This is a genomic window from Afipia sp. GW823-FHT06G09 (genome assembly GCF_058794875.1).
In genome coordinates this window covers 827900-851345 of the sequence record NZ_JBXAHF010000004.1, presented here as the reverse complement: position 1 = coordinate 851345, position 23446 = coordinate 827900, and the positions used below count along the sequence as shown (strand labels likewise).

At 62.8% G+C, this 23446-nt stretch carries 20 protein-coding genes; 12 read left to right on the top strand and 8 right to left on the bottom strand.

What is annotated here, in order from left to right; all coding sequences use genetic code 11:
- Positions 1 to 7: 7 nt before the first annotated feature.
- Positions 8 to 2116, bottom strand: a complete 2109-nt coding sequence (gene recG / locus AC1Q67_RS20895) for an ATP-dependent DNA helicase RecG (protein WP_492236502.1) — start codon at positions 2114 to 2116, stop codon at positions 8 to 10.
- Between the two features lie 145 nt (positions 2117 to 2261).
- Here recG and AC1Q67_RS20890 point away from each other — a divergent pair, with 145 nt between their 5' ends.
- Positions 2262 to 2552, top strand: coding sequence for an FAD assembly factor SdhE (locus tag AC1Q67_RS20890; RefSeq protein ID WP_024578010.1), 291 nt, complete (start codon positions 2262 to 2264; stop codon positions 2550 to 2552).
- Entirely contained in the window at positions 2549 to 6064 is a 3516-nt protein-coding gene (gene mfd, locus AC1Q67_RS20885) for a transcription-repair coupling factor (protein ID WP_492236503.1), read from the top strand. Before AC1Q67_RS20890 ends, mfd begins: the two co-directional genes overlap by 4 nt.
- 117 nt (positions 6065 to 6181) lie before the next feature.
- On the opposite strand, the gene AC1Q67_RS20880 is transcribed toward mfd, so the two are convergent.
- The 4 genes from AC1Q67_RS20880 to AC1Q67_RS20865 all read right to left on the bottom strand — a co-directional run bounded on the left by AC1Q67_RS20880 (position 6182) and on the right by AC1Q67_RS20865 (position 11280).
- On the bottom strand, positions 6182 to 6571 hold the full coding sequence (locus AC1Q67_RS20880; RefSeq protein WP_006020618.1) for a PRC-barrel domain-containing protein: 390 nt from the start codon (positions 6569 to 6571) through the stop codon (positions 6182 to 6184).
- 80 nt (positions 6572 to 6651) lie between these two features.
- Positions 6652 to 7896, bottom strand: a complete 1245-nt coding sequence (locus tag AC1Q67_RS20875) for a GGDEF domain-containing protein (RefSeq protein ID WP_492236504.1) — start codon at positions 7894 to 7896, stop codon at positions 6652 to 6654.
- 108 nt (positions 7897 to 8004) lie between these two features.
- Positions 8005 to 9528, bottom strand: a complete 1524-nt coding sequence (locus tag AC1Q67_RS20870; RefSeq protein ID WP_492237146.1) for an AMP-binding protein — start codon at positions 9526 to 9528, stop codon at positions 8005 to 8007.
- Positions 9529 to 9564: 36 nt separating this feature from the next.
- On the bottom strand, positions 9565 to 11280 hold the full coding sequence (locus tag AC1Q67_RS20865) for an extracellular solute-binding protein (protein ID WP_492236505.1): 1716 nt from the start codon (positions 11278 to 11280) through the stop codon (positions 9565 to 9567).
- 397 nt (positions 11281 to 11677) lie between these two features.
- Between AC1Q67_RS20865 and AC1Q67_RS20860 the strand changes: the two genes are divergently transcribed.
- Entirely contained in the window at positions 11678 to 12472 is a 795-nt protein-coding gene (locus AC1Q67_RS20860; protein WP_024578005.1) for an invasion associated locus B family protein, read from the top strand.
- A 128-nt stretch (positions 12473 to 12600) separates the two neighbouring features.
- Entirely contained in the window at positions 12601 to 12801 is a 201-nt protein-coding gene (locus AC1Q67_RS20855; protein WP_024578004.1) for a hypothetical protein, read from the top strand.
- A 10-nt stretch (positions 12802 to 12811) separates the two neighbouring features.
- Here AC1Q67_RS20855 and hspQ read toward each other — a convergent pair whose 3' ends face one another.
- Entirely contained in the window at positions 12812 to 13144 is a 333-nt protein-coding gene (gene hspQ / locus AC1Q67_RS20850) for a heat shock protein HspQ (RefSeq protein WP_006020612.1), read from the bottom strand.
- Between the two features lie 124 nt (positions 13145 to 13268).
- Between hspQ and AC1Q67_RS20845 the strand changes: the two genes are divergently transcribed.
- Entirely contained in the window at positions 13269 to 14219 is a 951-nt protein-coding gene (locus AC1Q67_RS20845; protein WP_024578003.1) for an AEC family transporter, read from the top strand.
- Positions 14220 to 14302: 83 nt separating this feature from the next.
- On the top strand, positions 14303 to 14524 hold the full coding sequence (locus AC1Q67_RS20840) for a hypothetical protein (RefSeq protein ID WP_024578002.1): 222 nt from the start codon (positions 14303 to 14305) through the stop codon (positions 14522 to 14524).
- A gap of 16 nt (positions 14525 to 14540) precedes the next feature.
- On the opposite strand, the gene AC1Q67_RS20835 is transcribed toward AC1Q67_RS20840, so the two are convergent.
- Complete coding sequence (locus AC1Q67_RS20835; protein WP_492236506.1) at positions 14541 to 15737, bottom strand: UbiH/UbiF family hydroxylase; 1197 nt, start codon at positions 15735 to 15737, stop codon at positions 14541 to 14543.
- Between the two features lie 155 nt (positions 15738 to 15892).
- Between AC1Q67_RS20835 and pcsA the strand changes: the two genes are divergently transcribed.
- The 3 genes from pcsA to AC1Q67_RS20820 all read left to right on the top strand — a co-directional run bounded on the left by pcsA (position 15893) and on the right by AC1Q67_RS20820 (position 18425).
- Positions 15893 to 16627 (top strand): phosphatidylcholine synthase, encoded by a 735-nt coding sequence (gene pcsA / locus AC1Q67_RS20830; RefSeq protein WP_492236507.1) that lies wholly within the window; start codon positions 15893 to 15895, stop codon positions 16625 to 16627.
- A complete protein-coding gene (locus tag AC1Q67_RS20825) occupies positions 16624 to 17361 on the top strand; it encodes a TerC family protein (RefSeq protein WP_024577999.1) in 738 nt (245 codons plus the stop codon). The genes pcsA and AC1Q67_RS20825 overlap by 4 nt, the downstream gene beginning before the upstream one ends.
- A gap of 89 nt (positions 17362 to 17450) precedes the next feature.
- Positions 17451 to 18425, top strand: coding sequence for a quinone oxidoreductase family protein (locus tag AC1Q67_RS20820; protein ID WP_492236508.1), 975 nt, complete (start codon positions 17451 to 17453; stop codon positions 18423 to 18425).
- A 98-nt stretch (positions 18426 to 18523) separates the two neighbouring features.
- Here the strand turns inward: AC1Q67_RS20820 and rimO are convergent, their stop codons facing one another.
- The gene (gene rimO, locus AC1Q67_RS20815) at positions 18524 to 19849 is read right to left on the bottom strand and encodes a 30S ribosomal protein S12 methylthiotransferase RimO (protein WP_492236509.1); all 1326 of its coding nucleotides are present in this window, start codon (positions 19847 to 19849) and stop codon (positions 18524 to 18526) included.
- A 114-nt stretch (positions 19850 to 19963) separates the two neighbouring features.
- On the opposite strand from rimO, the gene AC1Q67_RS20810 reads away from it, so the two are divergent.
- The 3 genes from AC1Q67_RS20810 (at position 19964) to AC1Q67_RS20800 (ending at position 23411) form a co-directional block, all read left to right on the top strand.
- Entirely contained in the window at positions 19964 to 20554 is a 591-nt protein-coding gene (locus AC1Q67_RS20810; RefSeq protein WP_024577996.1) for an ANTAR domain-containing response regulator, read from the top strand.
- Positions 20551 to 21723 carry a CmpA/NrtA family ABC transporter substrate-binding protein gene (locus AC1Q67_RS20805; protein WP_492236510.1) on the top strand — a complete coding sequence of 391 codons (1173 nt, stop codon included), beginning with the start codon at positions 20551 to 20553 and terminating at the stop codon, positions 21721 to 21723. Before AC1Q67_RS20810 ends, AC1Q67_RS20805 begins: the two co-directional genes overlap by 4 nt.
- A gap of 356 nt (positions 21724 to 22079) precedes the next feature.
- Positions 22080 to 23411 carry a CmpA/NrtA family ABC transporter substrate-binding protein gene (locus AC1Q67_RS20800; RefSeq protein ID WP_492236511.1) on the top strand — a complete coding sequence of 444 codons (1332 nt, stop codon included), beginning with the start codon at positions 22080 to 22082 and terminating at the stop codon, positions 23409 to 23411.
- The last annotated feature ends 35 nt before the right edge of the window (positions 23412 to 23446 follow it).

Below are 23446 nucleotides of genomic sequence, written 5' to 3'. Positions count from 1 at the left end.
GAATTCGCTAACCCGCGCCGATCAACGGCAGCGCCTCGTCCCGCTCATAGAGATAGAGCAGGCAGCGCAGCGCTTCGCCGCGCTCGCCCTTGAGCTTCGGATTGTCCTGCATGATCCGCACCGCCTCGTCGCGTGCCTGCGCGATCAGTTGCGCGTGGACCTCGGGCCGCGCGATGCGATAGCCGGGCAGGCCGCTCTGGCGGGTGCCGAGCACTTCGCCTTCGCCGCGCAAGCGCAGATCTTCCTCGGCGATCCGGAACCCATCGGTTGTTTCGCGGATGACCTTCAGCCGCGCCGCGGACATCTCCGAGAGTGGCTCGTGATAGAGCAGGAGGCAGGTCGAGGCTTCCGAACCGCGCCCGATACGCCCGCGCAACTGATGCAACTGTGCCAGACCGAAACGCTCCGCGTTCTCGATCACCATGATGGAGGCAGCGGGCACATCGACGCCGACTTCGACCACCGTGGTCGCCACCAGCACCTGAATCTCGGCGGCAGCGAACTGCGCCATCACGCGATCCTTTTCCGTGCCCTTCATCTGGCCGTGGACCAGGCCGACACGATCGCCGAACCGCTTCTGCAAAATCTCGAACCGCCTCGTCGCATTCGTCAGATGCTCGATTCCCTCAGCCTCGGATTCCTCGACCAGCGGGCAGATCCAGTAGACCAGCTTTCCGCTGTCGATGGCACGGCCAACTGCGTCGATGATCTCGCCGGTGCGGCTGTCGGCCACCGCGCGGGTATCAATGGGCTGGCGTCCGGCGGGCTTCTCGCGCAATTCGGAGATGTCCATGTCGCCGAAATAGGTGAGCACGAGCGTGCGCGGGATCGGCGTGGCGCTCAGCACCAGCACGTCGACCGCTTCGCCTTTCTCTGTGAGCGCAAGGCGCTCGCGCACGCCAAAGCGGTGTTGTTCATCGACCACGGCGAGCGCCAGATCCTTGAAGATCACGTCGTCCTGGATCAGCGCATGGGTGCCGACCAGCAGATCGATCTCACCGTCCGCGAGCCCTGCGATGATTTCGCGGCGTTCCTTGCCTTTCTCGCGCCCCGTGAGAATGGCGACGCGTAGTCCGGCCCGCTCCGCCAACGGAGCAATGGTCTTGATGTGTTGCCGCGCAAGGATTTCCGTCGGCGCCATCAGCGCGGATTGCTTGCCGGTTTCGGCAACGGCAGCAGCGGCGAGCAGAGCCACGACGGTCTTGCCTGAGCCCACGTCTCCCTGCAGAAGTCGCAGCATCCGCACCGGCTCGTTGAGATCGCTGGCAATGGCTTTCGCCGCTTCCTGCTGCGAGTTCGTCAGTGCATAGGGCAGGGCATCGATGATCTTGTGCCGCAGATGTCCGTCGCCGGCATTGCGGACACCGGCGGGGCGGCGAAGCTGCGCACGTACCAGCGCCAGCGCGAGTTGTCCCGCCAGCAACTCATCGAACGCCAGCCGCGACCAGAACTGATTTTGCGGCAGGATGTCGGTCAGTTCGGTTGGTTCATGGACGTGACGCAGCGACACGCTCAGTGGTGGAAACTTACAGCGACGCAGCACCTCGGGACTGATCCATTCCGGCAGTTCGGGCAGCTTTTGCAGCGCCTGCGCCATGGCGCGGCGGATCGAACCGATGGCGAGACCCTCGGTCAGCGGATACACGGTGTCGATCTGCGGCAGCTTGGCGAGGCCTTCCTCGTCCACGACGCGGTCGGGATGCACAATCTGGAGCGTGCCGTCGAACATCTGCGCGGTGCCGGAGACGTAGCGCTTCTCGCCCTTCGGCAGCAACTTCTCGATATATTCGGGTTTGGCGCGGAAGTAGGTCAGCACCACATCGCCGGTCTCGTCGCTCGCATAGACCAGATGCGGCGCGCGGGAGCGGCCGGGAGGCGCGGGCCGGTGACGGTCGATGGTGACTTCGAGCGTCACCACGGTTCCCGGAACAGCTTCGGCGATAGTCGGCCGCGTGCGGCGGTCGATCACATTGGTTGGCAGGTGCAGCAGCAGGTCGACCAGACGCGGCGTTTCGCTGCGGCCCAGCAGATAGCGAAACAGCTTTTCCTGCTTCGGCCCCACGCCTGTGAGGCTGGTGACGGGGGCGAACAGGGGATTGAGCAGGGACGGACGCATTCAGATCGACTCAATTGGGACGTTTGCCGCCGCTTTTGCATATCCCGAATGCAAGATCAGAGAAATGCTGACATCGGTTGCCATGACGGCTATATCAGCCTCCCCGGCACCGTCCGGGCTTTTTGCGTTGGAGAGAGTTCAGGACATGACGGGAACGACACGATCAAGCGATGGCCTCGACGACCGGCGCAAGCGACTGCTGTTCCGTTGCTGGCATCGTGGCACGCGCGAGATGGACATGATCCTCGGAGGCTTCGCCGATGTGCATATCGCCGCGTTGTCGGACGCGGATCTGGACGATCTCGAAGGCCTGATGGAATTGCCAGACCCCGATCTTTACGCGGCATTCAGCGGCGCGCAGCCGCTCACGTCCCCTTACAAGGACGGCATCTTCGTGCGCATCAAGCAGTTCCTGGATACGAGCCGGTTCTCATGAAGGCTTCGGCGAAATCTCCGGCTCAGGCGTTGCGGCCCGGCCATGCGCTGACGCTGTCGAACGTTGCCGATGGTGCCGAGGCGCTGGTGGTGTCGGACATGGCCCGCGCAGTCGCGGCCAAGCCGAACCCGCCTGCGATCAGCCTTGCCGTGGTCTGCCGCGACGGCCCGCGGATGGCGCAACTGGCCCGCGCGCTGGAGTTTTTCGCGCCTGACCTGTCAGTGATGCAGTTTCCGGCATGGGACTGCCAGCCCTATGACCGTGTCTCGCCCCATGGCGGCATTCTGGCGCAGCGCCTGACGACGCTGGCGAAACTCTCGCGTCTTCAGGGCAGCGAAAAGCCGCTGATCGTGCTGACCACCGTCAACGCCATCGTCCAGCGCGTGCCCGCGCGCGATGTGGTCGCGGCGCAGGCACTGTCGGTCGCCCCGGGACATCGCGTGCCGATGGATAACATCGCGGCGTGGCTTGAGCACAACGGCTACAACCGCGTCTCGACGGTGCGCGAGCCCGGCGAATATGCCGTGCGCGGCGGCATCCTCGATCTGTTTCCGGCCGGGCTGGACCAGCCGGTGCGGTTCGACTTCTTCGGCGACACGCTGGAATCGATCCGTACCTTCGACGCGGAGTCCCAGCGCACGCTGCTCGACATGCGCGGACTCGATCTCGTGCCGGTGTCGGAATTCCAGCTCGTCACCGAAACCATCAAGCGTTTCCGCATGGGCTATGTCGCGCAGTTCGGCGCGCCGGACCGCGACGACATGCTCTACGAGGCGGTGAGCGAAGGCCGCCGCCATCCGGGCATGGAGCACTGGCTGCCGCTGTTTCAGGAGCGGATGGACACGCTGTTCGATTATCTCGGCGCCGCGCCCATCGTCATGGAGCCTCTGGCGGAGGACGCCACCCGCGAACGCTTCACCCAGATCAACGATTACTATGAGGCGCGGCGCGAGGCGATGGACACGCCGGGCGGCGGCGCGATCTACAAGCCGCTGCCGCCGGACCGGCTGTATCTCACCGACGCCGAATGGACGTCATTGCTGGCGGACAGCGCACTGGCGCGGCTGACGCCGTTCGCGCTGCCCGAGGGTGAGGGCGTCATCGATGTCGGCGCGCGGCAGGGACGCGACTTCGCGCCGGAGCGTGGCGATACCAAGGTCAACGTCTTCGAAAGCGTGGTGGCGCATATCAACGGCTTGCAGGCGGCGCGCAAGAAGGTCGTTGTCGCGCTGTGGTCCGAGGGCTCGCGCGATCGTATGGCGAGCATGCTGAAGGATCACAAGCTGCTCAACATCACCAGCGTCAACACATGGCGCGCAGTGCAGGCGACGCCGCGCAACGAGACCATGCTGGCGGTGATCGGCCTCGAGTCCGGTTTCGAGACCGAGACCATTGCGCTCATCACCGAACAGGACATTCTTGGCGACCGCCTCGTGCGTCCACGCAAGGCGAGCCGCAAGCTCGACAATTTCATCTCCGAAGTAACGTCGCTGGCCACCGGCGATGTCGTCGTCCATGTCGAGCACGGCATCGGGCGGTTTGTCGGATTGCAGACGCTGCAGGTCGGCGGCGCGCCACATGACTGTCTTGAACTGCACTACGCCAACGAGACCAAGCTGTTTCTCCCCGTCGAGAACATCGAGCTACTGTCGCGCTACGGTTCTGACCAGACCAATGTCGAATTGGACAAGTTAGGGGGCGGCGGATGGCAGGCGCGCAAGGCCAAGCTGAAGAACCGCATCCGCGAGATCGCGGGCGAACTGATCAAGATCGCCGCCGAACGCCATATTCACGAGGCACCGAAGTTCCCGATTCACCAAGGCACGTATGACGAGTTCTGCGCGCGTTTCCCTTATGAGGAAACCGAGGATCAACTCGGCGCGATCACGTCTACGCTGCACGATCTCGATGCCGGACGTCCGATGGATCGCCTGATCTGCGGCGACGTCGGCTTCGGCAAGACCGAGGTTGCGCTGCGCGCAGCCTTTGCCGCCGCGATGGATGGCAAGCAGGTCGCGGTCGTCGTGCCCACCACGTTGCTGGCCCGGCAGCATACGAAGACATTCACGGAACGCTTCAAAGGGTTCCCGGTGAACGTTGCGCAGGCGTCGCGCCTTGTCGCGCCCAAGCAGATGACGCAGGTCAAGAAGGATCTTGCGGACGGCAATATCGACATCATCGTCGGAACCCACGCGCTGCTCGGCAAGAGCATCAAGTTCAAGGATCTCGGCCTTTTGATCGTGGACGAGGAACAGCACTTCGGCGTGTCCCACAAGGAACGGCTGAAGCAGCTGCGTGCTGAGATCCATGTGCTGACGCTGTCGGCTACGCCGATCCCGCGCACGCTCCAACTGGCGCTGACAGGCGTTCGCGAACTGTCGATCATCGCGTCTCCGCCGGTCGATCGTCTCGCGGTGCGCACCTTTGTCGCGCCGCACGACCCGCTGATGATCCGCGAGGCGTTGCTGCGCGAACGATACAGGGGCGGTCAGGCGTTCTATGTCGTGCCGCGCATCGAATATCTCGCGGAGGTGAAGGACTTCCTCGACAAGCATGTGCCGGAAATGAAAGTCGCCGTCGCCCACGGCCAGATGCCGCCGACGGTGATCGAGGACATCATGTCCGCGTTCTACGACGGCAAGTACGACGTGCTGCTCTCGACCACCATTGTCGAGTCCGGTCTCGACATTCCGTCCGCAAATACGCTGATCGTGCATCGCGCCGACATGTTCGGCCTCGCGCAGCTCTATCAGCTGCGCGGACGCGTCGGCCGTTCGAAGCTGCGCGCCTATGCGCTGTTCACACTGCCGTCCACGCACAAGATCACCGCGCAGGCCGAGCGCCGCCTGAAGGTGCTTCAGTCGCTGGACAACCTCGGCGCGGGCTTCCAGCTCGCGTCGCACGATCTCGACATTCGCGGCGCAGGCAATCTGCTCGGCGAAGAGCAGTCGGGCCACATCAAGGAAGTCGGTTTCGAACTGTATCAATCGATGCTGGAGGAAGCGATCCTCTCGCTCAAGGCCGGCATCTCCGAGCCGGTCGCGGACCGCTGGTCGCCGCAGATCACGCTCGGCATGCCTGTCCTTATTCCGGAAGACTACGTGGCTGATCTCTCGATCCGGCTGTCGTTGTATCGCCGTCTTGCGGATCTCGACACCGAGGACGAGATCGAAAACTTCGGCGCGGAGCTGCGTGACCGTTTCGGGCCGTTGCCGGATGAAGTGCGCTGGCTGTTCAAGATTGCGGCGATCAAGTCGTACTGCCGCCGCGCCAACATCGAGAAGGTCGATGCCGGCCCGAAGGGCGCGGTCATCACATTCCGCGATAACTCATTCGCGCATCCGGACCGGCTTATGTTCTTCATCAGCCGCCACGGCAAAGCCGCCAAGGTCCGCCCGGACGTGAAAGTGGTATTCTTCCAGGAATGGGAGACGGCGGAGGAGCGCGTCGAAGGCACGACCACGATCCTGCGCGATCTTGCCAATCTGGCGGAAGGCAAGAAGGCGGCGTGATGTTCCGCGCCGTCATTGCGAGCGAAGCGAAGCAATCCAGTCTTGGCATCTAAGGAGCTGGATTGCTTCGTCGCAAATGCTCCTCGCAACGACGAAGAGCTTATCTAGCAGGAACCGTTACTTCGGATACTTGAACTCAGGCGCGGCCTTCAGCGCCTCCTTGGTGGTGTTCATCTTCGCAGTCCAAGTGTCCTTGTCCTTGTTGTAGCTCACACGCACGGACGAAGGTGACACAGCGACGTAATGCTCGCCGACGCCGAGGAACCCGCCGACGGACAGGATCATGGCTTGAATCTGCTCGCCCTTGCCGATGGCAAGATCGGTGATTTCGCCCACCTTTTCGTCCTTCTGGTTGTAGACGTTCAGGCCCTTGAGCTTCGAACTGAACATCTCGTCCTTCGCGACGGTCGAGAATTTGGCTTCAGCAGGAGCAGTTCCGCTGGTCTGCGCGAGTGCCGGACCGGCGAGAACGGCCAGCGATGCGGCGACGAGTGCAATCTTCTTCATGGTATCCTCCAAAGGGAATAGAGGCTCACCAATGCGAAGCCGGTGCGATTGTTCCTGACGATATCGAAAGTAAAATTCTTTTAGGACGCGACCCGCTGCGCCTCGGTGTGCAGCCGCCGGAGGATCGCGGACGCCGTATCGCCGGGCATCAGTGTTGCGACGGTGACCTGCGGATCGAGCCGCTGGTCGCGCTTGGTGCTGTACATCGTGTGCCTCAGCACGCTGGTCAGCCGCCGTGCAATGGCGTGCGCGTTGCGCAGGTCGGTTTCGGCGAACACCGCGACGATCGCGCCTTCTTCATCCAGCGTGGCGAAGTCCATCCGCCGCATCAGGCGGCTGAGAATGCGCGCCGCGTCGAGGCGCATGCGTTCCGAGATCGAGCCGTGCGCGAAGGTGATGCGGGCGACGGACAATCCCGCGCCGCGCGTCTGGGTGTCTGTCACGGCGGTCTCGAAATCGCGACTGAAGGCGTCTTCGTTCAGCAATCCCGTGCGCGGATCGAGCAGGCCGCCGACGTCAATCGATTTCAGTGCGCGTGCGATGCGCGACTCGAACGCCTGCTGCCGGATCAGCGGGACGGCGTGGGTTGCGACCGTGTGCGGATCGCCGTTGGAGATTTCAAGGTTGGGCAGGTCGTAACCGGCGGTCAGACCAGTTCCACTTCCCACCAGAACAGGAAGGTTACGGAACCGGGAGTCTTCCGACAGCACGGTCAGAAACGCATCGAGTACGCGCAGGGTAAACCCGTCACCGATGATGATGCCGTCGAGTTCGCGGGCATTGAGGTGCTTGGCGGCGGCCTCGATGCTGAGTGCGCCGACGACACCCATCCGTTGGCCGAGTGAGACCGACAGGGCAGGATAGCCCGCGCCGCGCCCGATCAGCAGGACCGTCGCGTCGTCGATGGGATCACTCGTTGGCATGCGGGTAGACGTGGAACGTTCGTTTGCCAGACGGCGCAGCAACGTCACGTGCAGCGCGCGCACGCGCAGTGCGGCATTGAGCCTGCTGACCAGGCGCTCGGCGTTTCGGCCAACCTGTGTGAACGGAAGAACATTTTGCGGCAACACTGTGCCGGGGTCGACGGCCAGAACCGGCACGTAGGGATCGGCTTGCGCGGCTTGTTTCGCGAGACTTGCCAATGCGGCGTCGTGACCGTCGAGATCGGCCGCGAGTACGGCTGCTGGCCGCAGCCTTGCTATGGCGTCTGCCGCATCCGGCCAGCCCACATCCACCAGCGGAAATGTCTTCACCTGCGCGATCGCGTCGGCGAGGGTTCGGCCTTCCCGATTTGAAACAGTGAGGATCGGGCCTTGCTGCGACATGGTGTAGTGACTCACAGAAACCGTGGAACAGCCGAAAGTGTCGGCAGCGCGCGAAGCCTAAACCGCGCCTGTTAATGGCAGGTCAATGCGATCGATGAAATGAGGGGCTCAGGTTCCGCTGGAACGGTCGCGGAATGCATCCACCATCAGTGGATTCAGGCCCAGTTCGCCGAGCGCTTCGCGCGCGCGGCGGTTATCTCCGGCGCGTCCGGCGAGGCGGAAGCCGTTGAGTTGATCAGGCAATGCGGTCAGCATCGCGCCTGCTGCGAGCCGTTTCGCCCATGACTCAAGATCCTGCGCGAGAAAGCGATAGCCGCCGACACCGACAATTCCGACGGGCGGTGCGGTGATGCCGATGGCGCCTGTCGTACGATCAACATGCGCAGCATATCCCGTATCGACGTAGTCCGGAGCAGCCGCTTCCTTCAGCGGGTCGTCAGATGAAATCCGATAGGCCGTGACCGGCACCATCGTGCCGCGCAGTGCGAGCGTCGCCTTCGGGGTCACGATGATCTCGCCGATGGCTTTCGAGCTTGCCGCGCCACGTGGTGCGCTGAACGAGCCAGGTGTGATCGGCACCGGCGCGCCGTCGGTGAGACGCCGGGCGGCGAACAGGCCGGCTTCGCCGAACAGATAGACATCGGTGAGCGTGGTGCCGGTATCCTGCCAGTCTTCGCTCGCCATGACGCGGTCCGGCGTGCGCCACAGTCCGATGACGTTCCTGATGGCGACCTGGGGCCGCGCCAGCGTTCCGCTCTCCGCAAGCCGGAGCGCCAGCGGGGCGGGCGCGATCAGTGTGTCATGGTGTTCGTCGACGATCTGCTGTTCAAGAACCTGCAGGTCCGCCGGGTGATGCAGCGCCAGCGATCCGCCGCTGAGCAACCAGGTCACCACGGACGACACGCAGCCTGCGAACGATGCCGGCGCAATCGCGGACAACAGCCTTGCACTTTGCGGGAGGCCGGCTTCAAGGAAGATCGCAAGACCACCCGAGATCAATTGCAGATGGTTGCGCGGAATTGCACGAAATCCATCCGGCGTGACGTCAAACGTTATGATCGCCGGTCTGCGCGCATCAGGCGGCGCAGGCGGCAGCCAGCCATTCATGCCACTGGTCGTGATTTCGAGCGGCGCCATGCCTTCCGGCAGATCGTCGCCGAAGCCAAACACATGGCGGATCGAAAAGGCTTCGACCGCCGCGTTCAGGGCGAGTTCGGCATGATCCACAATCTCGATGCGACTGACGCCGACGATGGCGCGGGCGCCGATCCGGTTGAGCGCGCCGGTCAGTTCCGACTGCCGCCAGAGCTGCGGCAGCAGCGCCGCCACCAAGCCGGCACGAAGTGCGGCCAGCACGGTCACCGCGAACTCGACAGTGTTCGGCATCTGGAGGGCGATGATCGAGCCCGGCGGCAGCCCGGCCTCCACAAAGCGCGCTGCGATGGCGGAGACGGCCTGATCGGCCTGCGCGAACGTCAGTTTCTGCGGCTGGGTGCCGGTGACGCGGTGCTTGTTCGGCGGGTCGATCAGCGCGATCGCGTCGGGTTGCCGCAGCACCGTGCGCCGGAACAGATCGTCGAGCGTCAGCGGCGCGCCTGACGAGGTCGCTGCTGAGGTCGGCGTGGTCTGCAAGGTCTCGCTCACGCGGTCACGACATCAAGAGGTCATCTAAGGCGCTTTCGCGCCCGGCTTTTGCCACCACGTCTCCGGCAGATACCCGGTGAGCGCAGTGGCCTTTGGCCGTTCTATCCGATTCCACCGCGCGAGCCATTGCTGCTGAACGTTATAAAGCGGGATAGCGTAGAAGCCCGAGATCAGCGCCCGGTCGAGCGCGCGGACGGCCGGAACGAAGCCGGATTGCTCGCGTGCCTCGAGAAGGGCGGCAATCATGGCATCGACGGCCGGTGACTTCGCCCCCATGTAGTTGCGGGTGCCCTGATTATCGGCAGCAGCGCTGCCCCAGTAGAATGCCTGCTCGTTGCCCGGCGAGAGCGACTGGTCCCACCGGTTCTGGATCATGTCAAAGTCGAAGGCGAGGCGGCGCTGGTCGAACTGCACCCCATCCACGGCGCGCACCGCCACGTCGATGCCGGCACGCTTGAGATCGCGGGAATAGGCCAGCGCGATGCGCTCCTGATCCCGCGTGGTGACCAGGATCTCGAACGTCAACGGCTTCCGGCTGGCTTTCTGCCGCAGCACCGTGCCGTCGAGCTGGTAACCGGCCTGTGCCAGTAGCGCGAGCGCCGCCCGCAGTGATGCGCGATCGCGCCCCGAGGCATCGGTGACGGGCAGGCGGTAGCTGCCGTCCATCACGTCGGGGCGGATGCTTGCCGCATAAGGCGCAAGCAATGTTTTCTCGCGCGCGTCTGCCGGGCGGGTGTAGGCGGACAGCTCGGAGCCTGCGAAGTATCCGGCCGAGCGTCCATACAGACCGAAGAAGTAGTTGCGGTTGATCCACTCAAAGTCGAACAGCAGCGTCAATGCTTCGCGAACGCGAATGTCCGTGAACACCGGACGGCGCGTATTGAAGATGAGGTATTCAGAGGGCTGCGGCGTCCCAGGCTTGGCCGTATCTCGCACCACTTCGCCGCTGCGGGCTGCGGCGAAATCATAACCTTCGTGCCAGCGCAGGGGTTCGTTCTCGATCCGGAAATCGTAGAGGCCGCGCTTGAAGGCTTCGAACGCGCCGTTGGCTTCGCGATAGTAGTCCAGACGGACCTCGTCGAAGTTCCATACGCCGCGGTTTATCGGCAGGTCGCGGCCCCAATAGTCCGGATTGCGCGTCATGGTCACGCTTTGCCCGGCGCGGACGCCGGTGATCCGATAGGGGCCCGAGCCGATCAGACCGGTAAGGGATGTGTCCTCGAAGGTTGCGACATCGATGGCGTGCTTCGGAAAGACCGGCATCAGGCCGAGGATCAGCGGCAATTCGCGGTCGTTTGCGCCGCCGAAATCGAACCGCACGGTACGTTCGTCCAGCGCTTCGGCTTTTTCGACCTTGGCGTAATACAGCCGGTGATTGGGCCGGCCCTTGTCACGCATCAACTGCCAGGAAAACAGCACGTCCGCCGCCAGCACCGGCTTGCCGTCGGAGAACCGCGCCAGCGGGTTGAGCCGGAACGTGACATAGGTCCGGTTGCTGTCGGTCTCGACGGTTTGCGCGAGCAGACCGTAGAGCGTGAACGGCTCGTCATGGCCGCGGGCCAGCAGACTTTCGATGACGTAACCGCGGACCTGCTGAACCGCGATGCCCTTCACGATGAACGGATTGAGGCTGTCGAACGCGCCGAGAAGCCCGAAAATGATCCGGCCGCCCTTTGGCGCGTCGGGATTGACGTAAGGCATATGAGCGAAGTTCGCGGGCAGGGCCGGGACGCCATGCATGGCGATACCGTGAGCCGGAACTGGGGAATCTCGTTGGCCCGTGGGCTCGGCCCGGAGGTCTGTCGCGCTTAGTCCGGCCCAGATCAGTGCCACGCAGCCAAGGTTTCGCGCCCAGCTTTGGCCGCTGCGGCGCACTGCGGATGGCACCCGGTTTGATTCGGCTGACTTCACGCGAAAATTTACCACGTTCAACCCCGATAATACGGGTTACGACCCGCAAATATCACTGTTGGCATTGATCTTTTCGTTCGCCGTTGTATTGAAGGCGGGCTATTCGAGGAAGGCTGCGGGCACTGTCACGTAACCGCCTCAATTGGCTCCGAGACAGCCGCCGAACAAACAGGCATCCGGGCCCCGAACGGGAGCGGGCGTTAAGGTTCAGAAAGGGTTTTCCACAATGAATTTCCGTATCTTGGCCGCGCAGGCCTTGCCGCGCGGCCGGGTGTTCGCCGCTTTGACCGCGGGCGCCTTTTTGGCCGCTGCCGGCATTTCCGGCGCCCAGGCCCAGACCCCCGCGCCAGCCCCTGGCGCTCCGGCTCCGAAGGCTGCTGCTCCCAAGGCTGCTCCGAAGGCCGCACCGAAGGCACCGGCTCCGGCCGCTCAGCAGGCTCCTGCCGCGGGCGCTGCCCAGCAGCCTCCGGCTGACCAGCAGGTGCAGCTGATCTACCAGCCTTGGACCAAGTTCTGCATGAAGGGCCAGGATGCCAACGCCAAGCAGGTGTGCTTCACCGGCAAGGACGGCCGCATCGAATCCGGCCAGCCTGTCGTTGCCGCCGTGATCATCGAGCCGGAAGGCGAGCCGAAGAAGCTGCTTCGCGTCACCCTGCCGCTCGGCATGCAGCTCGTGCACGGCACCCGTATTATCGTCGACCAGAACGCGCCGCAGCAGAGCCCCTACGTGATCTGCTTCGCCAACGGCTGCATGTCGGATTACGAAGTGACCCCGGACATGCTGGGCCAGATGAAGAAGGGCCAGAACCTCGTCGTGCAGGCGATCAACGCCAACGGCGCCCCGCTGACCCTGGCGCTTCCGCTTGCCGAGTTCGCAAAGGCCTACGACGGCCCGCCGACCGACCCGAAGGTGTTTGAAGAGACCCAGAAGAAGCTGCAGGAAGAGCTTCAGAAGCGCGCGGCGGAAGCCCGCCAGAAGCTGGAAAACGCGGCTCCGCCCGCCAATCCCGCCGCGAAGTAACGCGGTCTTTCGCACACGAACAAAGGGCGCGCAGCAATGCGCGCCTTTTTTATTGGCTACGGAACGGGCATAGTTCGCTGCGCGTTGCAGAATGAGCGATGCATGGCGCACCGCCACAGGAGAACTTCATGTCCGACTACAGTGCACTCTCGCTTCCCGAACTCGAAGACCGCATCGCCATCGTGCGGGACAACATCCGGCAACTCATCGAGCAGGCGGCGGCGGTGTCCGGCGGCCAGAACGAGGAGCGCAACGCCGATCGCATCGCGCAGCAGACCGAGGAGCTTGAAGCGCTGGTGAAGGAGCGGGACGGACGGAAGCAGGCTTAGGCCTAAGCCGTCAGTTCAGCGATGGATTGCGCGGACGATAGCTGCCGGACTTGTCCTTGACGAAAATCTCGGCGACCTGCGAATGCCGGATCGGCTCGCCTGACTCGTCAGGCAGCAGGTTCTGTTCCGAGACGTACGCGACGTACTCGGACTCTGAATTTTCGGCCAGCAGATGATAGAACGGCTGATCCTTGTGGGGCCGCATCTCTTCCGGGATCGACAGCCACCACTCTTCCGTGTTGTTGAATTCCGGATCGATATCGTAAATCACCCCACGGAAAGAGAAAATCCGGTGGCGAACGATCTGGCCGATCTGAAACTTGGCGGTGCGAGCTTTAATCATCCTCCGTCGAATAGACCATGATTGTGGCCGATGCTAGGGGTTTACGCCTGAATCGGGCGGGTGAGGGGCTCCCCTGCGCCGCAGTCGGTTCTCTGGTGCCGCGCGGCATAATAAGCGTATCCCAATGATCGATATTCTAAATCTCGCTCTCCCGTATTTCGGGCTGATCTTCATCGGCTATGCCTGCGGGAAATATAAACGTCTTCCGGAAGCTGGCCTGGAGTGGATGAATTTCTTCCTGCTCTACGTTTCGCTGCCGGCGCTGTTCTTTAGAACGCTTGCAAGAACGCCGTTCGAGCAACTGAACAATCCGCCATTCGTGATCGCCACGACGCTTGCGACCGCGAGCGCATTCTTCCTGTCGATGTTCGGCGCGAAATTCATCGCAAAGCTCTCGACTCGCGAATCCGCGATGGCGGGCCTCGGCGGGGGCTACGGCAACATCGGCTACATGGGACCGGGACTGGCGCTTGCCACGCTGGGCGCGAAGGCCGCGGCACCCGTCGCTCTGGTCTTCTGTTTCGATACCATTTTCCTGTTTACGACCGTGCCGCTGCTGATGGTGCTGACGGACGGCGAGCGGCGGCCGCTGCTACCGACCATCGGACTTGTTGCAAAACAGATCCTGCTGCATCCGCTCATCATTGCGTCCTACTTCGGTGTGCTGGTCGCGGCCTTCCATGTCCCGGTGCCGGTCGCGCTCGACAACACGTTTCAGTTTTTGCAAAGCGCTGCCGCACCGGTCGCGCTGTTCGCGCTCGGCGTGACCGTCGCGTTGCGGCCGTTCGAGCGCGTGCCATGGGAAGTGCCGGGGGTCATCGCCGTCAAGCTGATCCTGCATCCGCTGATCGTGTTCGGCCTTTTGATCCTGCTCGGTCCGTTCCCGATGGAGTGGGCTGCGACCGCGCTGTTGCTGGCCTCACTGCCGCCGGCGCTCAACGTGTTCGTGATCGCGCGTCAGTACGATACCTGGATCGAACCGGCCTCGACGCTGGTTCTGATCGGCACGTTCGTATCCGTGGTGACGCTGACCAGCGTCATGTGGATGATCAAGAACGGCATGATTTTTCCGTGATCTGGTGGACTCCTGGCCAGCGGACGGTGCCGCCATAGAAACGCGGCTGTGCTATGCTCCGGCGGATCGCAAGGAGCATTCCGATGACGATTGACAATCCCAATGCCAAAAGCATCCGGACGACGATTGAAATCGACAAGGACGGCGTGGAGACGGTGCTGGTTGTCGAAACCGATCTGGAATTGAATGCCGCCGCCCCGGCTTTTGATGTTGCCAAGGTCGATGCGTTGATCGAAGCCGCGATGAAGAGTTTTGCCACCAGCGGCGGCACAATCGATCGCGTGCATCTGGTGCCGGTTCGGTAAGGACCTGTGCCCGGAGCTAACGTCCGCGCCACGAGGGCGACAGTCCTTCGCGCATTGCAAGCCGCCGGATCGGACCGACCGTGTTCAGCACGTGCATCCCGGCGGCCCGGAGTGATTGCGCCGGCAGGAAATCGCTGAGCAAGGTGCGGTTTGCCATGTCCACCGCAAAGGTGCGGCTGAACACGTCCGCGCGGCGTGCGCGGGCGTAACGTCGCAGGATCGTGTCGTCGCCAAGGTCACTGCCCATCAACAGTGCATCGCGCACGATCTCCGCCAGATCGGCCGCATCGCGCAGTCCCATGTTGAGACCCTGCGCCCCGATCGGCGGCAGCACATGCGCAGCCTCGCCGACGAGCGCGATGCGCTTCGCGGCAAGATGATCGGGATTCTCAATCGCCAACGAAAAGACGTGACGTCCCGGCGCGACGGTCAGCTTGCCGAGGATCGAATGCGATTGGCGCTCGGCGGCAAGGGCGAGTGCGTCCTCGTCGAGGTTCTTTAACCGCGCGGCTTCGTCCGGCTTCACCACCCAGACGATGCTGGACCGGTTGCCGGGCAGCGGCACAAATACGCAGGGACCGGACTCGGTGTGAAACTCGGTCGAGCAGTTTCCGTGCGGGCGGGTATGCGTCACGTTCAGGGTCAATGCCGACTGACCAAGATCGCGGCGCTTGACGCCAATGCCGGCGGCCTCCCGGCACAGTGAGTGCCGTCCATCGGCGCCCACCACCAGCGCTGCGCTAAGGGTCTGACCGTCCTTGGTGGTGATAATGACTGACGTTTCGTTGGCGACGACGGATTGGGCGTCATCATCGACGCGCGCGAGATTTGGCAGTTCGGCCGCGCGCGCTTCCATCGCAACCATCAGCAGACGGTTTTCGATGTTGTAGCCGAATGCCTCCATACCGATCTCGTCGGACGAGAACTTCACCTCCGGCGAGCGGATCAGGCGGCGCGTGTCGTCCACCAGCCGCATCGTGCGCAGCGCGGCGGCGTCGCCGGTGCAGCGCCGCCAGATATCCAGCGATTGCAGAAAATCCACCGAGCCGCCGAGCAAGGCCGTGGTCCGGTTGTCGGCATAGGGCGAGCGGCGCGCGACCAGAACGGTATCGATGCCGGCCTGGGCCAGTGCGATGGCCGTGGCCAGCCCGGCGGGGCCGCCACCGACAACGGCGGCGTGATGGTTTTGCGAGGCGGATCGAGGCTCGGTCATAGGCTACCTATCGCCGGATTTTTCCGGTGTCACAATGGATATCACGTTGTCATCGTAGGGGGCATTTAAGGCAAATCCGGTTCGCGCCTGTCACAATCGAATCCGCCGGCACCGGATATGCAAAGTACCGGGAATCCTGTTAGTTACGAGAGTACATGAGCGAGCCCGGCCCGCAGCATCAGCCTCCGTTTCCCGCCAGAATGCGCGTGACCGCGTTCGGTGTTCATATTTTCACGGCGCTGGGCGGCGCGGTTGCGCTGATCGCGATGCTGGAGGCGGTCAGGGAACACTGGGCCGGGATGTTCGGCTGGCTTGGGTTGGCGCTGCTGATCGACGGTCTCGACGGGCCGCTGGCGCGGCGGCTCAACGTCGGCGACGTGCTGCCGAACTGGTCCGGCGATACGCTCGATCTGGTGGTCGATTTCCTGACCTACGTGTTTGTGCCGGCCTATGCCATCACCGCCAGCGGTCTTCTGATCCCGCTGGCGACATATGTGCTTGGCGCGGCCATCGTCATTTCCGGTGCGCTGTATTTTTCCGACCGGCGGATGAAGACCGACGACAATCACTTCCGCGGTTTCCCGGCGCTGTGGAATGCAGCAGCGTTTTACCTGTTCCTGCTCAAGCCTCCGGCGGCAGTCGGCAGCATCGCGCTCGCCATTCTGGTCGCGCTGACCTTCGTGCCGTTCAATGTGATGCATCCGCTGCGGACCACCCGGTTCCGCGAGTTAAACATCGCGCTGCTGGTCATCTGGGCGGTACTGGCAGTGATCGCGATCGCCGCCAATTTCGAGGTGTCGTGGTGGGTCACAGCCGTGCTGTGCGCCATCGGCGCATACATTCTTTTAAGTGACGTGTTGATCAGACTGTTTGGTGGGAACCGCGCATGATGGAATTATTGACGAGCCCCGAAGCCTGGGCCGCGCTGCTGACTCTGACGGCGCTCGAAATCGTGCTTGGCATCGACAACGTGATCTTCCTGTCGGTGATCGTATCGCGCATTCCGCCCGAACAGGCAGAGCGCGCCCGCAAGATCGGCCTGGCGCTGGCGCTGGTCTTCCGGATTGCGCTCTTGAGCATCCTGGTCTGGCTGATTGGTCTGACTCAGCCGGTTATCACTGTCGCGAAATTCGCTCTGTCGTGGCGCGACATTATCCTCATCGTCGGCGGCCTGTTCCTGATCGCCAAGGCGACCCATGAAATTCATGCCGAGGTTGAAGCCAAGGAGGTCGAGGAAACCGCCAAGGCCACGCCGAGCGCATTCTTCTGGGTCATCATCCAGATCATCGTCATCGATCTTGTGTTCTCGATCGATTCCATCATCACCGCGATCGGGATGGTGGACGATATCAAGATCATGGTCGCCGCTGTCATCATCGCCGTCGGCGTTATGTACGTCTCGTCCGGACCTGTTGCCGCGTTCGTGAAGGAGCACCCGACGACAAAGATGCTGGCGCTGGCGTTCCTCGTTCTGATCGGCGTGGCGCTGGTCGCGGACGGATTCCACTTTCACATTCCGCGCGCGTTCATCTACGTGGCGATCTGCTTCTCGGCGTCGGTTGAATTCTTCAACATTCTTGCCAAGCGCAATCGCAGGAAGCGGACAAGCCTGCAAAAAGGCTGATCCGGCGCGGCTTTGGTCCGCGTTGACAATTCGCTGCCGATGGACTTCGCTCCCGGTTGAGATTGCTTGAGAAAAGGCCGGGAGAAACCATGACCAAGGCTGTGCGCGTCCATCAGGTGGGCGGTCCGGAAGTGATGATCTACGAGGATGTTGAGGTGCCTCCGCCCGGTCCTGGCGAGGTCCGCATCCGCCAGCACGCCATCGGCCTGAACTTCATCGACACGTATTACCGTACCGGTCTCTATAAAGCGCCGGGCCTGCCGTTCGTTGTCGGCAACGAGGCCTCTGGCGAAGTGGTGTCTGCCGGTCCGGGCGTGACCAATTTCCATCCTGGTGATCGCGTGGCGTACTACTTCAATCTCGGCGGCTACGCGACCGAGCGCAACATTCCCGCTGACAAGCTGGTGAAGCTGCCGGATCACATCTCGCATGAGCAGGCGGCGGTGCTGATGCTCAAGGGGCTGACGGTCTGGTACCTGCTGCACAAAACCTTCAAGGTCGAGCCCGGTCATCGTGTGCTGATCCACGCAGCAGCCGGCGGCATCGGCCTGCTTGCATGCCAATGGGCCAAGGCGCTGGGCGCGAACGTCATCGGCACTGTCGGCACCGAGGAGAAGGCGAAGCTCGCGCTGGCCAACGGCTGCGATCACGTCATCCTCTACAATCAGGAAGATTTCGCCGAACGCGTGAAGCAGATCAGCCGCGGTGAACTCTGTGATGTGGTCTACGACGGCGTCGGCAAGGACACGTTCGCCGGATCGTTGAAGTCACTCAGAAAGCGCGGCCTGTTCGTGTCGTTCGGCAACGCATCGGGGCCGGTGCCGCCGTTCTCCATCGCCGAGCTCAACAATCACGGCTCGCTGTTCGCAACCCGTCCGAAGCTGAATGATTACGTCGGAACGCGCAAAGAGCTGATGGAGGGTGCGGATACGCTGTTCGCCGCCGTCATCAGCGGCACGCTGCATGTACCGATCAATCACGCCTATGCGCTGAAGGATGCACAGAAGGCGCACCGCGATCTCGAGAGCCGCGTGACCACGGGCTCGGGGATTTTGAAGCCGTAGCTTTCCGTCATTGCGAGGAGCGCTCGCGACGAAGCAATCCACTCTATTGCACCACGCGATGGATTGCTTCGCTTCGCTCGCAATGACGAAGAAGTCTTTTAAAACCCCGCCACGGTCCCGTGCAGGTCGTACTGATCCGCGCGATCGATTTTCGCGGTGACGATGTCGCCAATTTTCAACGGGCGGCGGCTGGACACATACACATTGCCGTCGATCTGCGGCGCGTCGGCCTTCGAGCGTCCCTTCGACACGGTCGGTCCGACTTCATCGATGATGACCTGCTGACGGGTGCCGACCTTGCGCTTGAGGCGCTGCGCGGAAATCTTCTGCTGACGTGCCATCAGCGCATTCCAGCGCGCGGTCTTGATCTCTTCCGGCACAGGGTTCTCGATGGCATTCGAGGTCGCGCCCGCGACCGGCTCGTACTTGAAGCAGCCGACGCGATCGATCTGCGCGTCATCGAGCCAGTCGAGCAGATACTGGAAATCGGAATCGGTCTCGCCGGGGAAGCCGACAATGAAGGTCGAGCGCAGCGTGAGATCCGGACATTCCTCGCGCCACTTCTTGATACGATTGAGCGTCTTGTCCTGCGATGCCGGGCGGCGCATCTGCTTCAGCACTTCAGGTGAGGCGTGCTGGAACGGGATGTCGAGATAGGGCAGCACCTTGCCCTCGGTCATCAGGCTGATGACTTCATCGACATGTGGGTAGGGGTAGACGTACTGCAGCCGCACCCACGCGCCGAGTTCGCCAAGCTCACGCGACAGGTCGAAGAACTTCGCGCGGACCTCGCGGTCCTTCCACATGCTGGTCGCATACTTGATGTCGACACCGTAGGCGGAGGTGTCCTGCGACACCACCAGCAATTCCTTGACGCCGGCCACGACAAGCTTCTCGGCTTCACGCAACACGTCGTTGGCTGGCCGCGAGACCAGATCGCCGCGCAGCTTCGGGATGATGCAGAAGGTGCAGCGGTTGTTGCAGCCTTCGGAAATCTTCAGGTAGGCATAGTGGCGCGGCGTCAGCTTGATGCCCTGCGGCGGCACCAGATCGATGTGCGGGTTGTGCAGCGGCGGCAGCGCGCGGTGCACGGCGTCGAGCACGCTTTCGTATTGCTGCGGTCCGGTGATCGACAGAACGTTCGGGTAGGCCTTCTCGATCTGTTCCGGTTCCGCGCCCATGCAGCCGGTGACAATGACCTTGCCGTTCTCGGCCATGGCTTCACCGATGGCGCCCAGCGATTCCTGCTTGGCGCTGTCGAGGAACCCGCAGGTGTTGACGATCACCAGGTCAGCGCCGTCATGCTTGCGCGCCAGTTCATAACCCTCGGCCCGCAGCCGCGTGATAATGCGCTCGGAATCCACCAGAGCCTTGGGGCATCCAAGCGACACAAAACTGACTTTTGGGGCGACGCCCTGTTCCATAGCTTCCGACCTGTTGGGAGAATGCAGGAGCTATCCCTGATCTGCCCTAAATACAAGGCTTTAAGCCGAGCGGGCGGGCATGCTAGGACTGTTTTGCCGGAATGCGAGTACTGAATGGCTGCGGATTCGTCGTTCAAGATAGTCATCGTCGACGAAAGCCCGATCAGAGCTGCAATCCTCAAGGAGGGGCTGCGCGACGCGGGCTTTACCAGTGTTGAGCACATTCCGGAGATGCACAATCTCCTGGCGCGCATCTATCGCATCGATCCCGACGTCATCCTGATCGACCTTGAAAACCCCAGCCGCGACGTTCTGGAACAGATGTTCCAGGTCAGCCGCGCGGTGCGGCGGCCGATTGCCATGTTCGTCGACCAAAGCGACGCCGCCTCAATCCAGCAGTCGGTCGAGGCCGGGGTGTCGGCCTACATCGTCGACGGGCTCAAGAAGGAGCGGATCAAACCGATCCTCGACCTGTGCATTTCGCGGTTCAACGCTTTCTCCAAATTGCAGGACGAACTGGACCGCACCAAGTCGGCGCTGGAAGACCGCAAGATTCTCGATCGCGCCAAGGGCCTGCTGATGAAGGCGAAGGGGCTGACTGAGGAAGAGGCCTATGTGCTGATCCGCTCCACCGCCATGCGCGAGAAAAAGAAGATCGGCGAAATCGCCCAATCGATCATTACGGCGGCGGAGTTGTTGAAATGACAGATACACCGCTCAGGATCGGATTCATCCCGCTGGTGGACGCCTCCGCGCTGATCGTTGCCGTGGACAAGGGCTTCGCCGCGGCTCAGGGCCTTGATGTCACGCTGGTGCGCGAGGTGTCTTGGTCGAACGTCCGCGACAAGCTCAACATCGGCCTGTTCGACGCCGCGCATCTGCTGGCACCGGTCGCCATCGCATCGACGCTCGGCCTGTCCCAGGTCAAGGTGCCGATCGTTACGCCCTTCAATCTCGGGCTGAACGGCAATGCCATCACGGTGTCCCCGGCGCTTCACGCCGCGATCATCGGCGAGGCTGATGGTGACCCGGCCCATCCACTGGTGACCGCGAAGGCGCTGGCGCGGGTTGTCGCAGCCCGGCGAAAGAGCGGGGGCGAACCGCTGACGTTCGGCATGACGTTCCCGTTCTCGACCCACAACTACCAGCTCAGGTTCTGGATGGCGGCCGGTGGCGTCGATCCGGACGAGGACGTGCGGCTGGTGGTGCTGCCGCCGCCTTACATGGTGGACAGCCTGGCCAATGGCCATGTCGATGCCTTCTGCGTCGGCGCGCCATGGAACTCGGTCGCGGTCGATCTCGGCGTCGGGCACATCCTGCATTACGTCTCGGACATTCTCGAACGCGCAGCGGAAAAGGTGCTGGCGGTGCGCGAGAGGTGGGCTCTGGAAAATCCGGAATCCCTCGCAAAGTTGACGCGCGCGCATGGACGCGCCGCAGATTTCATAGAAAATCCGGATAACCGGGCCGAGGTGTCCCGCATTCTGGGGGCCCCTGAACGGATAGGCGTCGATCCCGAGGTCATCCGGCGCACGCTCGACGGACGGCTGAAGATCTCGCCCGACGGGACATTCCGCGAAAGCGGGCGCTATCTCCTGATCGGCCGCGAGGGCGCGGCGCGGCCCGATCCCGTGCAGGCCGCATGGCTTTACGCCCAGATGGTTCGCTGGGGGCAAGCGGCCTACTCGCCGGAGGCGCTGGAGACTGCGAAAAAGGTCTTCCGACCTGATCTTTACGACGCGGCCCTCGGGGTACAGAAGGTGCCGGTACACAGCGTCCAGGACGGCGTAGGGGCCTTTGATGGTCCGTCGTTCGACGCCAATAACGTCAGCGCGCATCTTGCCTCAGTCGCCATAAAGCGGCGTCAGCCCTAGCAGCGATTCCTAGTTCAATATTACCTGCACAAATTTTGTGCGCCGCGCAAAAAGCGGGCATTTGCCGTCGGGGCAGGCCCGCAAAGGTAGCTGCCTTCTGCAAAGGCACCAACATAACTCCCTGAAAAATATGAATTTGCTGCGTCGCACGCGGCTGGCACGATCCTTGAATAGGTAGTTGCAGGTCAGGACGAAGGCCTACGGCTCCACGATGAGCCACGCAGCAACGCCGCTGTCTCGAGGAGCCGCACTCGCGCACCTCGAGGGCGGCTTTTTGTTTGGGCGACGAGGACGTGAGCGCAGGCGGACCGACAGGGCAACAGGACAACGGCAACCGAACAAGGACACCAGACACGATGACCAAGATCACGAAGCGGGGCAAAGCGGGAATGGCGATGGACAGCAAGATGAGCCGCCGTGCGCTGCTCAAGGCCGGTGCGGGAACGGCGGCGCTGCTGGCTGCGGCGCGACTGAATTTTCCCGGCGGCGCATTCGCGCAGACCGCCGGACCGGAAGTGACCAAGGCGATATTCGGCTACATCGCGCTGATGGACGCGTCGCCCCTGGTGATCGCCAAGGAAAAGGGAATTTTCGCGAAGCACGGCGTGCCGGACGTTGAAGTCACCAAGCAGGCGTCCTGGGGCGCGACGCGCGATAACCTCGTCCTCGGGGGCGAGAAGAACGGCATCGATGGCGCACACATCCTGACGCCGATGCCGTATCTGATTTCGGCGGGCAAGGTGACGCAGAACAACGTGCCGACGCCGATGTACATCCTGTCACGCCTCAATCTCGATGCGCAGGCGATCTCGGTCTCCAACGACTACAAGGATCTCAAGGTCACCGCGGACGCATCCGCGCTGAAGGAAGCCTTTGCCAAGAAGAAGGCCGAAGGTAAGGAAGTGAAGGTCGCCATGACCTTCCCCGGCGGCACCCATGACCTATGGCTCCGCTACTGGCTCGCCGCCGGCGGCATCGATCCCGACAAGGACGTCTCGACCATCGTCGTTCCGCCGCCGCAGATGGTGGCGAACATGAAGGTCGGCAACATGGACGCGTTCTGCGTCGGCGAGCCGTGGGGCGAACAACTCGTCAACCAGGGCATCGGTTACACCGCCTGCTCCACCGGTGAAATCTGGTCGAAGCACCCGGAAAAGGCGCTCGGCCTGCGCGCCGACTACGTGGACAAATATCCGAAGGCGACGCAGGCCATCCTGATGGCCGTGATGGAAGCGCAGCAGTGGTGCGACAAGCCCGCGAACCGCGCCGAAATGTCGGAGATCGTCGGAAAGCGTCAGTGGTTCAATGTGCCGGTCGCCGACATCATCGGCCGTGCCAATGGCGACATCAACTACGGTAACGGCCGCCTCGTGAAAGGCACGCCGCAATTCATGAAGTTCTGGCAGGACCACGCGTCCTACCCGTTCAAGAGCCATGACGCCTGGTTCGTCACCGAAGATATCCGCTGGGGCAAGTTCGAGCCGACGACGGACGTCAAGGCGCTGGTCGACAAGGTCAACCGTGAAGACCTCTGGAAGTCTGCGGCTAAGGCACTCGGCGTTGCCGCGGCCGACATTCCGGCCAGCACGTCGCGCGGCAAGGAAACCTTCTTCGATGGCAAGGTTTTCGATCCTGAAAATCCGTCGGCGTACCTCAAGAGTTTGTCGATCAAGCGTATCGATGCCTGAGACCCTGCGGGCCGCCCCACGCATGGGCGGCCCGC

Bases quoted from the DNA above. Each gene is read 5' to 3' on its own strand.
- recG (WP_492236502.1), bottom strand. From the start codon at position 2,116: ATGCGTCCGTCCCTGCTCAATCCCCTGTTCGCCCCCGTCACCAGCCTC.
- AC1Q67_RS20890 (WP_024578010.1), top strand. From the start codon at position 2,262: ATGACGGGAACGACACGATCAAGCGATGGCCTCGACGACCGGCGCAAG.
- mfd (WP_492236503.1), top strand. From the start codon at position 2,549: ATGAAGGCTTCGGCGAAATCTCCGGCTCAGGCGTTGCGGCCCGGCCAT.
- AC1Q67_RS20880 (WP_006020618.1), bottom strand. From the start codon at position 6,571: ATGAAGAAGATTGCACTCGTCGCCGCATCGCTGGCCGTTCTCGCCGGT.
- AC1Q67_RS20875 (WP_492236504.1), bottom strand. From the start codon at position 7,896: ATGTCGCAGCAAGGCCCGATCCTCACTGTTTCAAATCGGGAAGGCCGA.
- AC1Q67_RS20865 (WP_492236505.1), bottom strand. From the start codon at position 11,280: ATGCATGGCGTCCCGGCCCTGCCCGCGAACTTCGCTCATATGCCTTAC.
- AC1Q67_RS20860 (WP_024578005.1), top strand. From the start codon at position 11,678: ATGAATTTCCGTATCTTGGCCGCGCAGGCCTTGCCGCGCGGCCGGGTG.
- AC1Q67_RS20855 (WP_024578004.1), top strand. From the start codon at position 12,601: ATGTCCGACTACAGTGCACTCTCGCTTCCCGAACTCGAAGACCGCATC.
- hspQ (WP_006020612.1), bottom strand. From the start codon at position 13,144: ATGATTAAAGCTCGCACCGCCAAGTTTCAGATCGGCCAGATCGTTCGC.
- AC1Q67_RS20845 (WP_024578003.1), top strand. From the start codon at position 13,269: ATGATCGATATTCTAAATCTCGCTCTCCCGTATTTCGGGCTGATCTTC.
- AC1Q67_RS20840 (WP_024578002.1), top strand. From the start codon at position 14,303: ATGACGATTGACAATCCCAATGCCAAAAGCATCCGGACGACGATTGAA.
- AC1Q67_RS20835 (WP_492236506.1), bottom strand. From the start codon at position 15,737: ATGACCGAGCCTCGATCCGCCTCGCAAAACCATCACGCCGCCGTTGTC.
- pcsA (WP_492236507.1), top strand. From the start codon at position 15,893: ATGAGCGAGCCCGGCCCGCAGCATCAGCCTCCGTTTCCCGCCAGAATG.
- AC1Q67_RS20825 (WP_024577999.1), top strand. From the start codon at position 16,624: ATGATGGAATTATTGACGAGCCCCGAAGCCTGGGCCGCGCTGCTGACT.
- AC1Q67_RS20820 (WP_492236508.1), top strand. From the start codon at position 17,451: ATGACCAAGGCTGTGCGCGTCCATCAGGTGGGCGGTCCGGAAGTGATG.
- rimO (WP_492236509.1), bottom strand. From the start codon at position 19,849: ATGGAACAGGGCGTCGCCCCAAAAGTCAGTTTTGTGTCGCTTGGATGC.
- AC1Q67_RS20810 (WP_024577996.1), top strand. From the start codon at position 19,964: ATGGCTGCGGATTCGTCGTTCAAGATAGTCATCGTCGACGAAAGCCCG.
- AC1Q67_RS20805 (WP_492236510.1), top strand. From the start codon at position 20,551: ATGACAGATACACCGCTCAGGATCGGATTCATCCCGCTGGTGGACGCC.
- AC1Q67_RS20800 (WP_492236511.1), top strand. From the start codon at position 22,080: ATGACCAAGATCACGAAGCGGGGCAAAGCGGGAATGGCGATGGACAGC.